Source organism: Actinoplanes awajinensis subsp. mycoplanecinus, from assembly GCF_001509495.1.
GTDB classification, from domain to species: domain Bacteria; phylum Actinomycetota; class Actinomycetes; order Mycobacteriales; family Micromonosporaceae; genus Actinoplanes; species Actinoplanes palleronii.
In genome coordinates this window covers 1-14,204 of sequence record NZ_LLZH01000342.1, presented here as the reverse complement: position 1 = coordinate 14,204, position 14,204 = coordinate 1, and the positions used below count along the sequence as shown (strand labels likewise).

Annotated in this window: 13 protein-coding genes; 8 read left to right on the top strand and 5 right to left on the bottom strand. The window is 72.5% G+C overall.

The window, feature by feature from the left end; translation table 11 throughout:
• Positions 1–307: 307 nt before the first annotated feature.
• Entirely contained in the window at positions 308–946 is a 639-nt protein-coding gene (locus ADL15_RS48225) for a response regulator (protein WP_067707361.1), read from the bottom strand.
• Positions 943–2,106, bottom strand: a complete 1,164-nt coding sequence (locus tag ADL15_RS48220) for a sensor histidine kinase (RefSeq protein WP_067707358.1) — start codon at positions 2,104–2,106, stop codon at positions 943–945. Before ADL15_RS48220 ends, ADL15_RS48225 begins: the two co-directional genes overlap by 4 nt.
• 116 nt (positions 2,107–2,222) lie before the next feature.
• Between ADL15_RS48220 and ADL15_RS48215 the strand changes: the two genes are divergently transcribed.
• The gene (locus ADL15_RS48215; protein WP_067707355.1) at positions 2,223–2,918 is read left to right on the top strand and encodes a GAP family protein; all 696 of its coding nucleotides are present in this window, start codon (positions 2,223–2,225) and stop codon (positions 2,916–2,918) included.
• A 2-nt stretch (positions 2,919–2,920) separates the two neighbouring features.
• On the opposite strand, the gene ADL15_RS48210 is transcribed toward ADL15_RS48215, so the two are convergent.
• Positions 2,921–3,676, bottom strand: coding sequence for a SigB/SigF/SigG family RNA polymerase sigma factor (locus tag ADL15_RS48210; RefSeq protein ID WP_067707352.1), 756 nt, complete (start codon positions 3,674–3,676; stop codon positions 2,921–2,923).
• Positions 3,677–3,872: 196 nt separating this feature from the next.
• On the opposite strand from ADL15_RS48210, the gene ADL15_RS54825 reads away from it, so the two are divergent.
• Positions 3,873–4,196 carry an STAS domain-containing protein gene (locus ADL15_RS54825; protein ID WP_198171339.1) on the top strand — a complete coding sequence of 108 codons (324 nt, stop codon included), beginning with the start codon at positions 3,873–3,875 and terminating at the stop codon, positions 4,194–4,196.
• A 324-nt stretch (positions 4,197–4,520) separates the two neighbouring features.
• Here ADL15_RS54825 and ADL15_RS48200 read toward each other — a convergent pair whose 3' ends face one another.
• Positions 4,521–5,657 (bottom strand): FUSC family protein, encoded by a 1,137-nt coding sequence (locus tag ADL15_RS48200; protein ID WP_067707350.1) that lies wholly within the window; start codon positions 5,655–5,657, stop codon positions 4,521–4,523.
• Positions 5,658–6,024: 367 nt separating this feature from the next.
• On the opposite strand from ADL15_RS48200, the gene ADL15_RS48195 reads away from it, so the two are divergent.
• The 5 genes from ADL15_RS48195 to ADL15_RS52400 all read left to right on the top strand — a co-directional run bounded on the left by ADL15_RS48195 (position 6,025) and on the right by ADL15_RS52400 (position 12,457).
• Positions 6,025–6,411: a hypothetical protein gene (locus tag ADL15_RS48195; RefSeq protein ID WP_067707347.1), complete on the top strand. Its 387-nt coding sequence runs from the start codon at positions 6,025–6,027 to the stop codon at positions 6,409–6,411.
• A gap of 22 nt (positions 6,412–6,433) precedes the next feature.
• Positions 6,434–8,242 (top strand): Xaa-Pro dipeptidyl-peptidase, encoded by a 1,809-nt coding sequence (locus ADL15_RS48190; protein ID WP_067707344.1) that lies wholly within the window; start codon positions 6,434–6,436, stop codon positions 8,240–8,242.
• A 148-nt stretch (positions 8,243–8,390) separates the two neighbouring features.
• Positions 8,391–11,918, top strand: a complete 3,528-nt coding sequence (locus tag ADL15_RS56785; protein ID WP_269748447.1) for a SpoIIE family protein phosphatase — start codon at positions 8,391–8,393, stop codon at positions 11,916–11,918.
• Positions 11,807–12,073 (top strand): ATP-binding protein, encoded by a 267-nt coding sequence (locus ADL15_RS56260; protein ID WP_232345099.1) that lies wholly within the window; start codon positions 11,807–11,809, stop codon positions 12,071–12,073. Before ADL15_RS56785 ends, ADL15_RS56260 begins: the two co-directional genes overlap by 112 nt.
• A gap of 189 nt (positions 12,074–12,262) precedes the next feature.
• Complete coding sequence (locus ADL15_RS52400) at positions 12,263–12,457, top strand: DUF397 domain-containing protein (RefSeq protein ID WP_083972645.1); 195 nt, start codon at positions 12,263–12,265, stop codon at positions 12,455–12,457.
• Here the strand turns inward: ADL15_RS52400 and ADL15_RS48180 are convergent.
• Complete coding sequence (locus ADL15_RS48180; RefSeq protein ID WP_157442072.1) at positions 12,391–13,164, bottom strand: DUF6082 family protein; 774 nt, start codon at positions 13,162–13,164, stop codon at positions 12,391–12,393. The genes ADL15_RS52400 and ADL15_RS48180 overlap by 67 nt on opposite strands.
• Before the next feature lie 112 nt (positions 13,165–13,276).
• On the opposite strand from ADL15_RS48180, the gene ADL15_RS48175 reads away from it, so the two are divergent.
• Complete coding sequence (locus tag ADL15_RS48175; protein WP_198171338.1) at positions 13,277–13,828, top strand: hypothetical protein; 552 nt, start codon at positions 13,277–13,279, stop codon at positions 13,826–13,828.
• The last annotated feature ends 376 nt before the right edge of the window (positions 13,829–14,204 follow it).

The following is a 14,204-nucleotide window of genomic DNA, read 5'->3' as shown; positions in this document are numbered from 1 at the left end:
CGCCGGTGCCGCCGGACCTTCTCGCGCGGCCGATCCGGCACCCGGCGCCCTATTGGACGTGGTCGCTAGTGTCCCGCGGCGACGAGCCGCGCGCGGCGGTGCGAGCGGTGATCGAGGCGTTGACACGATCGGTGGACCGGCACTGCCTCGACGACCCGGACGCCTGGCTGCCCCCGAGGACCCACACCACCGCAACGGCTGACCGCCGTCTTCCGGTCCCCGGCTGGTCCTCAGGGGTGCCTCGCAAGCTCGGACACACCCCTGAGGACCAGCCGGGACCCTGGGGCGCGCTGCGGTCTTGCGTGGGTCAGGCCAGGCCGGTTTCCTTGGCCAGGATGGCGGCCTGGACCCGGGAGGTGCAGCCGAGTTTGGCGAGGACCCGGGAGACGTGGGTCTTCGCGGTCGCCTCGCTGATCGACAGGGCGGTGGCGAGGTCCGCATTGGACAGGCCGCGGCCGAGGGCGGCCAGCACGTCGTGTTCCCGGTCGGTCAGGCCGTCGAGGGTCGGGGGTGGCGCCGGGGCGGGCGGGGTGGCGACGAACGCGGTCAGCAGCCGGCGGGTCACCTCCGGGGCCAGGAAGCCGTCGCCGGCCGCGATCCGGCGCACCGCGTCGACCAGGGCGGCCGGCTCGACCGATTTGAGCAGGAAACCGGCGGCACCGGCCCGGAGCGCGCCGAACAGGTAGTCGTCGAAGTCGAACGTGGTCAGGACCAGCACGTCGGCGCTCCCGGACGCGACGATCGCGCGGGTCGCGGTGATCCCGTCGGTGCCCGGCATCCGGATGTCCATCAGGACGACGTCCGGGCGCAGCGCCGCGGCCTGCCGGATCGCGACCGCGCCGTCGGCGGCCTCACCGACCACCACGATGTCCTCGGCCTGTTCGAGCATGAGCCGCATCCCGGCCCGGATCGCGGCGTGGTCGTCAGCGAGCAGGACGGTGATCACGAGACGCCGGCCGGGTGCAGGGGCAGCGTCGCGTGGACCGTGAACACGTCGCCGTCGCGGCCGGCGGTGAGCTCGCCGCCCAGCACCGCGGCCCGTTCCCGGATCGACTGCAGGCCGGTGCCCGAGCTCAGCACCCCGGGCTCGACCGCGTCCCGGCGGGTCAGCGTGTTGGTGACGGTCACCGTCACGGTGTCGCCGGCCGGGCGGACGTCGAGGCGCACCTGCGACTCCGGCGCGTGCTTGCCCGCGTTGGTCAGCGCCTCCCGCACGATCCGGTAGACGGTGTGCGAAACCACGGCCGGCACCTGCGGGACGTCCCGGGTGCGCGCCTCGATCCGCAACCCGCCGGCGGTGGCCGCCGCGACCAGCTCGGGCAGCCGGTCCAGGCCGCCGGGCAGGGTCGGGTCGAGCGCCGCCGGATCGCCGGCCCGCAACAGCATGATCATGGAGCGCATCTCCTCGAGGGCGGCCAGGCTGCTGGTCCGTACGGCGCGCAGGGTGTCCCGGTCCCGGCCGGTGTCCGGCGGCCGGGCCAGGGCCGCGCCGGAGTGGATCGCCGTGGTGGACAGGTGCGCCGCGATCACGTCGTGCAGGTCGTGTGCCATCGCGGCGCGTTCGGCGAGCACCGCCTCGCGGGCCGTACGCTCCGCGTCGAGCAGGCCGATCGCGCGCTGCTGGCGGATGTTCGCGGCCCACCACAGCGGTACGAACAGCAGCGTGGTCAGCTGCAACCCGACGAAGACGGCGATCCGGAACTCCCCACTGGCCAGCCCGCTGACCACCGCGGCCGTGCCGATGGCCACGAACACCACGGTGGTCACCGCCGTCCGGGCCCGGGCCGAGGCGAACAGCGCGGCCGAGAACAGCAGGTCGAACAGCACCAGGACGAGCGCGACGCTGCCGCCGAGCAGGGTGTCGGCGACGACCGCGGCGACACCGGCACCGAGGGCGAGCAGCGGGTGCCGGCGCTTGCCGAGCATGGCCAGGCACCCGGCCGCCAGCGGCACGGTGTGCCACCAGGCCGGCCCGCCGATGCTGGGCAGGGACCACAGGCCGGTCAGCCCGACCAGGTTGAACGCGACCCCGGCCGCGAACGTCCCCGCCGCCGCGCCGGTGTCCTGCAGCCGGGTGCTGCCCCGCCAGCGCTCTTTCAGCCCCACCGGGCCATCCCACCACGGAACGCCGCTCCCGTCGTACATCAAAAGGTTGAGGCCGGAGTGGACCGCACACCTTTCGCCGGACGCATCCCGGGGTGTCGCGCCAGCAGGCTGGCGGCATGGACATCGCCCTCCTCGGATCGCTCGCCGCGCTCGCGCTGATCGACTCGACAAGCTTCGGCACCCTGCTGATCCCGATCTGGTTGCTGCTGGACCCCGGGCCGGTGCGGGCCGCGCGGCTGCTGATTTTCCTGAGTACGGTCGCCGCGTTCTACTTCGCTCTGGGCGTCGCGGTGGCGCTGGGCGCCGACGCGTTCCTGCCGCAGCTCGACCGGCTGCTGGACAGCACACCGGTGCTGTGGGGTCAGCTGGTCGCCGGGGTCGCACTGTTCTTCTGGAGTTTCCGGCTGGACCGCAAGCACCGGCCGGCCGGCGGCGGCGGGCGGCTGCTGCGCTGGCGGGAACGAGTGCTGTCGGAACGCGGCGGTGTCGTCGGCCTGGCGCTCGCGGCGGCGGCCGCCGAGGTGACCACGATGCTGCCCTACCTGGCCGCGATCGGGCTGCTGACCACCGCGGAGCTGCCGGGCGGGCAGATCGTGGCGGTGATGGCCGGGTACTGCGTGCTGATGACGGCGCCGGCCCTGGTCCTGCTGGCGGCTCGGCTGGCGTTCGGTGAGCTGCTGGCCGGGCCGTTGAAACGGATCAGCGACGCGATGGCGAACAGCAACACGCTGTCGTGGATCGTCGGGATCGTGGGATTCCTGCTCGCCTACGACGCCGCCGGGCGGCTCGGCCTCGCGCACGTCGCCGGCTGAACCTAGCCCTCGAATCCGGCCCGCAACTTCAGCAGAGCCCGGGTGAGCAGCCGGGAGACGTGCATCTGGGAGATGCCGAGCTGTGCGGCGATCTCGGCCTGCGTCTGGCTCCCGTAGAAGCGCAGCACGACGATCTTCCGGTCCCGCTCGTCCAGCCCGGCCAGGGCGGGCCCGAGGGTGAGCCGCAGGTCGGCCTCGTCGAAGCCGCTCTCCGCCATCCCGAGCGTGTCGCCGAGGGTGACGTTGCCGTCCTCGCTCGCCGGGGTGGACAGGCTTGTCGAGGTGTACGCCCTGGCACCCTCCAGCCCCTCCAGCACGGCCTCCTCGGTGACGCCGAGGTGCCCGGCGATGTCCGCGACGGTGGGGGAGCGGCCCAGCTCGTGGCGCAGGTCGTTGTTCGCCGCGGTGATCGCCAAGCGCATCTCCTGCAGCCGGCGCGGCACCCGGATCGACCAGGTCCGGTCGCGGAAGTGCCGCTTCAGCTCACCGACGACGGTCGGGATGGCGAAGCTGGCGAACTCGATGCTGCGCTCCGCGTCGTACCGGTCGACCGCCTTGATCAGGCCCATCACCGCGACCTGCCGCAGGTCGTCGGTCGGCTCGCCGCGCCCGGCGTACCGGTTCGCGAGGTGGTGGGCCATCGGCAGCCAGGCCTCGATCGCCCGGTCGCGCGCGCGTGCCCGGAACGGATCATCGACGGGGAGCGCGGTCATGGCGAGGACGAGCTCACTGGCCCGAGCGGTTGCGGCGGCGATCATGGGAGTGCTCCCTGCGTTCGCTGCCGGACCGGCAGATGACAATCAGTACCCACCCGCGCCCACCCGGCAAACCCCCGGGTCACCCGGGCCGGTGATTGTCCGCCCCACCCGGTGCCGATCATGGCGAAGCGGGCCGCATGGGGCAGCATGGTCCTGTCCGGTCGCCCGTCGTTGTCGTCACCTCTGGAGGTGTCACGTGGATCAGCCGCCCCTCTGGCGTCACCACCTGACCAGCCGGTCCGGGGTCGTCACGATCGCGCTCAGCGGCGAGCTCGACCTCGCCTGCACGTCGACGGTCCAGTCGCTGCTGTTCGACCAGGCGCAGTCCCCCGAGGTCGAGGACGTGCGGGTGGACCTGGCCGAGGTGGCGTTCCTGGACTCGTCCGCGCTGGGGGTGCTGGTCGGGGCGTTCCACTACGCGCAGGAGCAGGGCTGCGGGTTCGCGGTGGTGAACCCGAGCCCGGTGGCCCGTCGCGTCCTGGCCATGACCGGCCTGACGGAGGTCCTGGTCCGCCCCTGACCGCCAGGTCCGCTCCCCTCCCGGCCGCCTTGATTCCCACGGTACGACGGGGAGCCCGCGACGCCCGCCCCCCGTCACGACCGCTACGCGAGTCCCGCCCCGGCTGGTTCTCACGGCCGTTTCGCGGCCCGGTTGAGGGCCGTCAGGCCCAGCCGGGTTCCGGTGGTTGGCGGGTCCGGGTCCCGGCTGGTTCTCACGGCCGTTTCGCGGCCCGGTTGAGGGCCGTCAGGCCCAGCCGGGTTCCGGTGGTTGCGCGTGTTGCGGGCTTGGCTGGTGCTGACGGCGGTGTCCTGGCTCGGGAGGGGACCGCAGGGCCGGCTGGGGTCAGTGCTGAGGGGCCAGGCCCAGGGCTTTGTCGACGCGGGTCAGGGCGTCGGCGTCGGGCTGGCCGGTGCCGCGGAGCAGGTCGATGGCGGTGGCCCGGATCTGGCCGACGATCATCGTGACCGGCAGGTCGGGTTCGGCGGCCAGCAGGCCGGCGGCGATCCGGACGGCGGTCAGCGCGAACTCGTCGGCGCGGGCGGCGTGCGCGGCCGCGTCGTCGGGCTCCTTCAGATCGGCGATCAGGGCGTCGCCGGCGGCACGGACGGCGGCGCTGAGCGCTTGCAGGGCGCGGCTGAGCGCCGGCGGGGTCGCCGAGTGCAGCCGGGTCAGGGTGCTGGCGCTGCGGCACAGCACCCAGATGTTGCCGACCGCGTGGTCGAGCTGCCGGGTCGTCGCGGCGACGGCGCGCAACTGGGCGAGCCGCCGCTGCCGGCGCGGGCTGACCTGGACCGCTTCGGTGGCGGCCAGCACCGCGGCGTCCAGGCGGTGGACGCAGCTGGTCATCCGGCGGGCGCGGTCGAGGGCGCGCTGCGCGGCGTCCTCGTCGCAGGCGGCCACCGCGGCGTCGACGTCGTCGAGCAGGTCGGCCAGGTCGGCGAAGGACTGCCGGGCCTCGGTGACCAGCGGGGCGAGCTGCCGGTGTGCGGCGACGATCTGACTCGCGACCACGGCCACCGCGCCGCCGATCAGCGCGTCGACGAACCGGTAGGGGATCAGGTGGTCGGGCGGCTCGGCCGACACCACCAGGTAGACCGCGGAGACCGCGGCCTGGGTGATCAGGGTGTTGCTCGCGCCGAAGGCGACCATCGGGCCGACGGTCAGCAGCAGCACGACGACGATCGCACCGGTGCCGGGGTGCAGGGCTTGCACCATGAGTTCGGCGACGAGGACCCCGGCCGCGACGCCGAGCACGATCTCGACGCACTGGCGTAGCCGGCCGCCGCGGGATTCGCTCAGCACGATCAGCGCGGTCGCCGGGGCGAGCACCGGGTCGGGGTGGCCGACCAGCCAGGACGCGACCATCCACGCGGCGGTCGCGGCGATCACCGCCTCCATGGTGGGCAGTGCGCCGCGTTTGAGTCGCCCGGGCAGGGCTTTCCGGGTACGCGACCAGCTCTGCCGCAGGTGGATGATCATGGGAAGTTGATCTACCCGAGGCGGGCTGGGGTGTAACGGGTTGTCGCGCATGCCACTCCTTTCCGGACGGCGCCGCGGTCGTCGCGAACGCCCGGCGTGGGCGGTGCGGGGGTGCGCGCGGTGCGGCGGTGCGGCGGTGCGGGCGGTGCGGGCGGGCCGAAGGGTGAGTGGCGGTGGGATATCAACCCAGGTTCCTAGGATGCCTAAGCGGTCGTGACCCCCGCACGCCGGGTGCGGGAGGGGCCGCGCCGATCGCATTGGCTGTCCGGCGATTTCGGGAGCGGATCGGATTCGCCGGTGGAGGCATGAACGGGTGTCGTTCTGGGTAGGCGGCGCGGGAGCGGAAAACGGCCACCGGGGGAGTGCGATGACGACGAACGGGCGTGACGAGGCCCTGGGCGGCGCGGCCCGCTGGTTGCTGCGCCGGGTCTGGGCGGTCTGTGTGCTCTCCGGCGCCTACGTGACCGGGCACCACCTGGGCTGGCCGCGGACCGCGCTGACCGTCGCGGCGATCCTCGGTGCGGTTGCGGTGGCGGCTGCCGTGGTGCTGCTGCCGACCTGGTCGCGGGAGCGTCCGACCGGTGTTCCGCTGCTCGACGTGGGGCTGCGCCTGGTGGTCTGGACCGGTATCGCGGTGGGTGTGCTGGCCCTGCTGGTCAGTGAGCCGGCGCTGGGTGCGGCGGCCGGTGCGCTGTTGCTGACCGCGGTGTGGCGAACGTTCGCGCGGCCGCCGGTCGGGGCTGCGACGAATTGATGGTTGGCGATATGGTGGCGCGATGCGAATCGTCGCGTCGCTCGCCGTTGTCGCCGTCCTGCTGACCCCGGCCGCTGCCGCTGCCGCGCCGTCGGAGAAGCATCCGCCAGGTACCCAGTCAGGCACGCAACCGGTGCACGACTACGCGCAGGCGATCCGGGAGCGCGTCTGGGTGCAGACCGGTGTCGACAGTGACTTCGACGGCAAGCCCGACCGGGTGGCGGTGCGGATCATCCGGCCGGCTGCCAGCGGCGCCGGCGTGCGGGTTCCGGTGATCTTCCAGGCCAGCCCCTACTATGCCGGGCTCAACGACGTACCCAATCATGACGATGTCGACCGGAGCGGCGCCGCCGGTCTCACCGCGACCGGGACCACCGACCGGGCCGAGACGATCACCTTCGCCGGGTATCTGGACAACTATTTCGTGCCGCGCGGCTACGCGGTGGTCTTCGCCGACAGTCTGGGCAGCGGCGGGTCGGACGGCTGCCCGACCTCCGGCGGGCGCAACGAGACGCTGGGCATGAAGGCGGTCGTCGACTGGCTGAACGGGCGGGCGCGGGCGTTCGCCGAGGACGGCACGCCGCGCCGGGCGGACTGGTCGACCGGCCGGACCGGGATGATCGGGGTCTCCTACAACGGGACGCTGCCGAACGCGGTCGCGGCGACCGGGGTGAAGGGGTTGGAGACGATCGTGCCGATCGCCGGGATCTCCAGCTGGTACGACTACTACCGCGCCAACGGCGGTGTCGTCGCGCCCGGCGGCTATCAGGGCGAGGACACCGACGTGCTGGCCCGGGCCGTGCTGACCAGGGCGAACCCGGAGGTCTGCGCCGGGGTGATGGACGAGATCGAGCGCGCGCAGGATCGGGAGACCGGTGACTACAGCGCGTTCTGGGCGGAGCGGAACTACCTGCGGGACGTGGACAAGGTCCGGGCCAGCGTGTTCCTGGTGCACGGGCTGCACGACGACAACGTGCGCACGCTGCAGGCCGGTCAGTGGTGGGACGCGCTCGCCGCGCATCACGTGCCGCGCAAGATCTGGCTGCACCAGGCCGGGCACACCGATCCGTTCAACATCCGCCGTGACGCCTGGCTGACCGCTTTGCATCAGTGGTTCGACTACTGGCTCTACCGGATCGACACCGGGGTGATGCGGCAGCCGATGGCCGACGTGGAGGTGGCGCCGAACCAGTGGCGGACCGCGGCGACCTGGCCGATCCCGGCGAGCCGGCCGGTGTCGTTGCGCCTCGGGCAGGGTCCGCGGCAGACGTTCGTGGACAACCCGGCCCGCACCGCGGAGGACCTGGCCGCCAACGAGACCGTGTCCGATCCGAACCGCCTGACGTATCTGTTCGCTCCGTTGACACGAGAAACCCGCATTTCCGGTACGCCGGAGATCACCGTACGGGCGGACCTGGCCGGCGACTCCCCGTACCTGACGGCGTTGCTCGTCGACTACGGGCCGGCCGAGCGCTACGCCGGGACGCGCACGCTGACCGTGCAGGACTGTGTCGGCCCCGGTGTCGAGGGCGATCCGGGCTGCTTCAACCGGCGGGAGTACGTCACCGCGACCACCCCGTACGAAATTGTCACCCGAGGCTGGCTGGACGTGCGCAACCGGCTCTCCCCGGCGCGGTCCGTACCGGTGGTCGGCGGCAAGCCGTACACGTTCCGGTGGAAGCTGCAGTCCACCGATCACGTGTTCGCGCCGGGGCACCGGATCGGCGTGGTGCTGATCTCCACCGAGCGCGATCACACGCTGCGGTATCCGGCCGGCACCACGGTCGGCGTGCGGCCGGGCCTGTCGAGGCTGGAGTTGCGCCTGGCGTGACCGCGTTTTCCTCCGGATCTTCGGGGAATCCCAGGCGTATGCCTGGTGACCGTGGTCGTCCGTCGGCCCCTCGCCGGGTGGTTTCGGCGGGGATGTGCGAGAGTCCACCCCCGGAGCTTCTGGTGAAGAGTGTGGGGTGCCGGGTTCGATGACGTCGCCCGAGGAGTTGTTCGCGGCCGGCGGTACGACCGGCCGGCTGATGGCCCGGCTGGACTGGTCCGGCACCGCGCTGGGCCCGGTGGCCGGCTGGTCGCAGAGCCTGCGGGCCGCCGTCCGGACGGTGCTGTCGTCGCGCTACCCGATGCTGCTGCTCTGGGGCCCGGAGCTGGTCCAGCTCTACAACGACGCGTACTCGGCGCTGATCGGTGACAAGCATCCGGCGGCGCTGGGCCTGGACGTGCGGATCACCCTGGCCGAGGGCTGGGACGTGCTGGGCCCGCTGATCGACGAGGCGATGGCGACCGGGGTGGCCAGCTGGGTGCCGGCCCTGCAGTTGCTGCTGGACCGGGCCGGGTTCCGCGAGGAGGCGTACTTCAGCGTCTCGCACGCGCCGGCCCGCGACGACGACGGCCGGACCGCCGGGGTGCTGACGGTGTGCAGCGAGGTCACCGAGCAGGTGGTGGGGGAGCGGCGGCTGCGGCTGCTGCGGGACCTGGCGCTGCCCGGTGGGACCGGACTGGAACAGACCTGCGAACGGCTCTGCGCGGTGATCGGGGAGCACCCGCTCGACGTGCCGTTCGCCGCGGTCTACCTGCGCGACGGCGCGGTGCTGCGCCGGTACGCCGCGGTCGGCGCGGACGCGTCGGCCCTGCCCGATGCGGTGCCCCTGGACGCCGCCGGTGACGACTCCTGGGGGTTGCGGGCCGCGGCCGGTGGGTCGGGCGCCGCAGTGGATGACGTGTTGGAGCGGTTCCTGCTGCCGGGCGGCGCTTTCGGCGATCCGGTGCGGGTCGCGGTCGCCGAGCCGCTGCCGTCGGCGGACCGGTCGCAGCCGGTCGGGGTGCTGCTGACCGGGTTGAGTCCGAGCCGGGCGGCCGACGAGACGTACCGGTCGTTCGTGCAGTTGCTGGCCCAGCAGGTGGCGGTGGCGGTGCGCAACGCGCGGGCCTATCAGGAGGAACGGGACCGGGCGGCGGCGCTGGCCGAGCTGGACCGGGTGAAGACCGAGTTCTTCACGAACGTCAGCCACGAGTTCCGGACCCCGCTCACGCTGATGCTGGGTCCGCTGGCCGACGCGCTCGCCGACCGGGCCGAGCCGCTCGGCCCGGCGCAGCACGCCCGGGTGGACACCGCCCGGCGCAACGCGACCCGGCTGCTGACGCTGGTCAACGAGCTGCTGACGTTCGCCAGCGTCGGCGCCGGTGCGGCCGGTACGGCGCCGCGGGTGCTGGATCTGGCGGCGTTCACCGCGGATCTGGCCGGGGTGTTCCGGGCAGCGGTGGAACGGACCGGGCTGCGGCTGGTGGTGCGCTGCCCGCCGCTGCCGCGCCCGGTGGCGGTCGACCCCGCGCACTGGGAGAAGATCGTCACGAATCTGCTCTCCAACGCGCTGAAGTTCACCTTCGTCGGGGAGATCCGGGTGTCCCTCGACGCGGATGCGGCCGGGATCCGGCTGCGGGTCGCGGACACCGGCATCGGCATCGACGCGGCCGAGCTGCCGTTGCTGTTCGACCGGTTCCACCGGGTACGCGGCGCCCGGTCGCGCAGTCACGAGGGCACCGGGATCGGGCTGGCGCTGGTGCGGGAGCTGGCCCGGCTCGAGGGCGGCGACGTCGAGGTGAGCAGTGTGCCGGGGCGGGGCGCGACGTTCGACGTGGTGCTGCCGTGGGCCGCGGTGGCGCCGGGCGGGGCGCCGGAGCTGGAGACCGTGCCGGATCGGCTGGCCGGGGCGCGGGCGGCGGTGTCGGTGAGCGCCGGGTGGACGGCGGGGACTCCGGTCGTGGCGGATGGTCGTACCGGAAAGCGGATTCTGGTCGCCGATGACAACGGTGACATGCGGGATTACCTGGCGCGGCTGCTCGCCGCGCAGGGCTGGCGGGTGCAGACGGTGACCGACGGGGAGGCGGCGCTGCAGGCGATCCGGCTGGACCGGCCGGACCTGCTGATCACGGACGTGATGATGCCGCGGCTGGACGGGTTCGCGCTGGTGCGGGTGCTGCGCGGGGACGAGGCGACCCGGGATCTGCCGGTGGTGATGCTGTCCGCGCGGGCCGGTCAGGAGTCCGGGGTGGAGGGGTTCGCGGCCGGCGCCGACGACTATGTGGTCAAGCCGTTCCACGCCGGGGAGTTGATCGCGCGGGTGCGCAGCACCCTCGAACTGGCGAGTGTGCGGGCGGCGCCGGGGCGGCCGACCGCGTCGGTGACCGGGGTGGCGGCGGCGATCGCTGCCGGTCGGGCGCTGGAGGCGGCGTTCCGGGTGGCCAATGAGCTGGTCAGGGTGTTGGCGAACGCGGTTTCGGCGGTGACCGTGCTGGACGGCGACGATGCCCGGCCGGCGTTGTCGTTCGAGAGCGAGCGCCAGGTGCCACCGTCGTCGGGAAGCGGCTCGGAGTCTCCTGCCAGCGGGTCGCCGCTGATCGGAAGCGGACCGCTCTCCTCCCGGACCGCCGAGATCCGCGACCGTGACGGGGTTCGGATCGGCGCGGTCACGGTCAGTTTTGATCATGCAGACCCGCCGGGGGAGCTGCTCGACATGGCTGCGGCGATGCTCGGTGCGCTGGCTCGCAGCACCGCCGATCCGGAGCAGCAGCGCCTGTTGACCCTCGCCCTGCAGCAGAGCGTGCTCCCGGTCGACGCGTCCGCCCCCGACGGGCTGACTCTGCACACCGCGTACCGCCCGGCGGCCATTCGCGCCGGTGGCGACTGGTACGACCTGCTCGACGCCCCGGACGGCACCCTGCTGATCAGCGTCGGTGACGTGGCCGGGCACGGTCCGGCCGCCGCCGTGGCCAGCGGGCTGCTGCGGTCCGCGGTCCGCTCCCGGGTCGCGGCGGGGCAGTCCCCGGCCCAGATCGTCACCGGTCTGTCCGAGCTGCTGAGCACCCTGCTCTCCGCGACGCTGCTGGTCGTCGCCGTCGACCCGGGTGACGGCCGGTTGGTCTGGTGCAGTGCCGGGCATCCGGCCCCGCTGCACTCCGCGCCGGGCGCGGTGACCCGGTCACTGTCCGGCGTGGTCGGGGCGCCATTGGGCCAGGACGGCGGGGACTACCGGGAGCACGCGGAGCTGCTCGGGCCCGGTGATCAGCTGGTGCTGTTCACCGACGGGCTGGCAGATGGCCCTGCCGAGCTGATCGATAGCGGTCTGGAGCGGTTGCGGCGGCGCTGTCAGGACGAGTTCGCCGCCGGGTCGTCGCTGAGCGCGCTGGTCGAGGCGGTGCTGGCGCAGGTCCGGCAGCCGCAGGAGGACGACGTCGCGGTGGTCGCGGTCCGCCGCCTGCCGTCGTCGGTGCCGGCCGCCGTCGATCTGGCGCCGGTGGATGTGGCGTGGACGTACCCTCTCGATCCGACCGCGGCGGCCGCGGCCGCCGCGATCTCAAGGACGTCTTGGACATCGACCCCGATCTTTTGTACGACCTGCAGGTCGCGACGACCGAGGCGATCAACAACGCGGTCGAGCACGCGCAGCAGCCGAGCCGGCCCGAGGTGCTGGTGCGGTTGCGGGTGCTCGGCGATCTGATCCGGGTCGAGGTGCAGGACTTCGGTGGCTGGCGGGCCCGGCCCCCGGCGCGTGACCGGGGCCGCGGCGCGATCCTGATGAACGCGTACGGCGAGGTCCACGTCAGCACGTCCCCGGTGGGCACCCTGGTGACGATCGAACGCCGCGGCGCCTGACCGCCCGTCAGCCGGTCTATTGCGACAAGAGTGGTGAACCGCAGGTGGCGGCCTGACGGTTCCGGCGCCGTCGGCCCGCGATGATCGCTAGTTTCCTGCACAGACCCATCTGGTGGACGGTCTTTGAAGTGCATTTGTTCGGGGATAGGCTCGGCTCGTCGCATTGCCTCGAACGATGTGGGGTTGCTCATGGAACCGGCATGGCGGAAGAGCTCGTATTCAGTGGCGAACAGCGCATGCGTGGAGGTCGCCTTCAGTGATGACCGGGACGTGGTCCTGGTGCGTGATTCGAAGAATCCGGCGGGGCCGGTTCTCGCCTATGGCGCCGACGTCTGGCGCTCCTTCATCGAGGACGTTCGCGCCGATCGGATTCGGCGCCCGTAGACGTGTCCGAGCGCCGCCGCGACGGCCAGCACGGCGAGCCCGGTGACGGCGAATGCCCTGGTGTTGGCGGTCGTCGGCCGGATCGGAATGTCCGGAGGGCCCGTCGTTGACGCGGCCGCCTGGCACTCCAGGGTGATGATTTCCAGAAAACGACCACGTTCGGGGTGCAGCCGCGTTCCGATCCAGGTTCCGCCTACCCTCGTCCACCATCGTCGAGTTATGGGACTGCGGAACATGCTCGCGGACATTCGCCGTAGCTCGTCGTCGTCGATTTCGCCGAGTTGCCAGATGGCGAGCCAATACATGAGCGTGAGGTTCGCGTAGACCTCGTGCCGTGGATGGTCGCCTGCGGCTGTATCGCTGTCCAGAACTTCAATCAATTCCGGATTCTCGATGGCCAGCTTCAGCAATTCCATGTGCTGCTGCCGGTCCAGGTCGGCGAGTTCCTGCCGGATCTGCCGCTGCTGGAATAGCAGCGAGGCACCCACCCCGCTGAGCGCCACCGCGGACAGCACCGCCGATGCGCCGCCGAAAGCGTCGCCCACGTCGGCCAGTTTGGTCCACGGCAGTGCCGCGCCGGAGAGCGCCACCATCACCAGGGGGACGGTCAGTACCAGCGTCACGGCCAGAATCGATCCGGCCGTCCATATTCCCCATCGCACCTGCCGGAAGCTGGCCGGCCTCGTCTCGTTCATCCATGCGACCACCGCTTCAGCATGCACACGCAATGCAATTGCTTTGTAACCATGAGTGAGTGTGTGGTGCCGTGAGTGTCGACCGGGACATCCGGCTCCGGTGTGGACCGGGATGATGGCGGCCATGACGGGGATGAAGAACGATGTACGGCCGGCGGGGCTGCGCACCGGGTCGGTCGTGGCGCTGACGTTCGGCACGGTGTTCGTGGTGGCCAACAGCGGTGGGCTGGCCGCGCCGTGGCCGTTGGTGATCAGGGTGGCCGGGGTGCTGGTCGCGGTGGTGCTGGCGGTGCTGCTGTACCTGCGGACCCGGGCCGCGACGGCGGTGACGTCCAGTGGCGGCGCCGGGTTCGCCGACCGGCGGTACTGGTACGTGGTCGCCGCCGAGGTGGTCGCGCTGTTCGGCGGGCTCAGCGTGATCAACCGGGTGTTCGAGGCGCCGGCGGTCGCGGTGGCCTGGGTGGCGGTGGTGGTCGGTGTGCACTTCTTCGCCCTGGCCTGGGCCTGGCGGATGCCGCTCTACCACTGGCTGGGCGGGGCCATGACGGTTCTCGGGCTGGCCGGGTTCCTGGTCTACGCGGCGGGCGCCTCGGCCGCGACGGTCGGGCTGATCGCCGGCGTGGGGTCGGGAGTCGCCCTGTTCGCCACGGTCGCGGTCGCCCTGCGCACCGCCTGAGCCAAGGCCGCGGTGCCGCCTGAGCCAAGACCGCGGCCCCGCCTGAGCCAAGACCGCGGCCCCGCCTGAGCCAAGACCGCGGTGCTGCCTGAATCACGGCGGCGGCGCCGTGGGAGCGGCGGGCGTCCCCCACCCTCATCGTCGGCCCGCGACCACGGATAACCTCGGTACACGGGTGGTGGGAGGGGGACGGGCCGGGTGGGTGACGAGGACGATCTGCTCCTGCTGCGTGCCTACGAGCCGGTGGTCAGGTTCACCGAGGGGGAGTGGTTCTACCCGGTCTCGGTGGAGCGCTACGTCGGCAGCGCCGGCCTGTGGCGGGCCGAGGCGGGGGCGAACCCGGGCCGGGGGGGGGGGCCGGGCCAGCTGACCCCGG

Bases quoted from the DNA above. Each gene is read 5' to 3' on its own strand.
- ADL15_RS48215 (WP_067707355.1), top strand. From the start codon at position 2,223: ATGGACATCGCCCTCCTCGGATCGCTCGCCGCGCTCGCGCTGATCGAC.
- ADL15_RS48210 (WP_067707352.1), bottom strand. From the start codon at position 3,676: ATGATCGCCGCCGCAACCGCTCGGGCCAGTGAGCTCGTCCTCGCCATG.
- ADL15_RS48200 (WP_067707350.1), bottom strand. From the start codon at position 5,657: ATGATCATCCACCTGCGGCAGAGCTGGTCGCGTACCCGGAAAGCCCTG.
- ADL15_RS48195 (WP_067707347.1), top strand. From the start codon at position 6,025: ATGACGACGAACGGGCGTGACGAGGCCCTGGGCGGCGCGGCCCGCTGG.
- ADL15_RS48190 (WP_067707344.1), top strand. From the start codon at position 6,434: ATGCGAATCGTCGCGTCGCTCGCCGTTGTCGCCGTCCTGCTGACCCCG.
- ADL15_RS56785 (WP_269748447.1), top strand. From the start codon at position 8,391: ATGACGTCGCCCGAGGAGTTGTTCGCGGCCGGCGGTACGACCGGCCGG.
- ADL15_RS52400 (WP_083972645.1), top strand. From the start codon at position 12,263: ATGGAACCGGCATGGCGGAAGAGCTCGTATTCAGTGGCGAACAGCGCA.
- ADL15_RS48175 (WP_198171338.1), top strand. From the start codon at position 13,277: ATGACGGGGATGAAGAACGATGTACGGCCGGCGGGGCTGCGCACCGGG.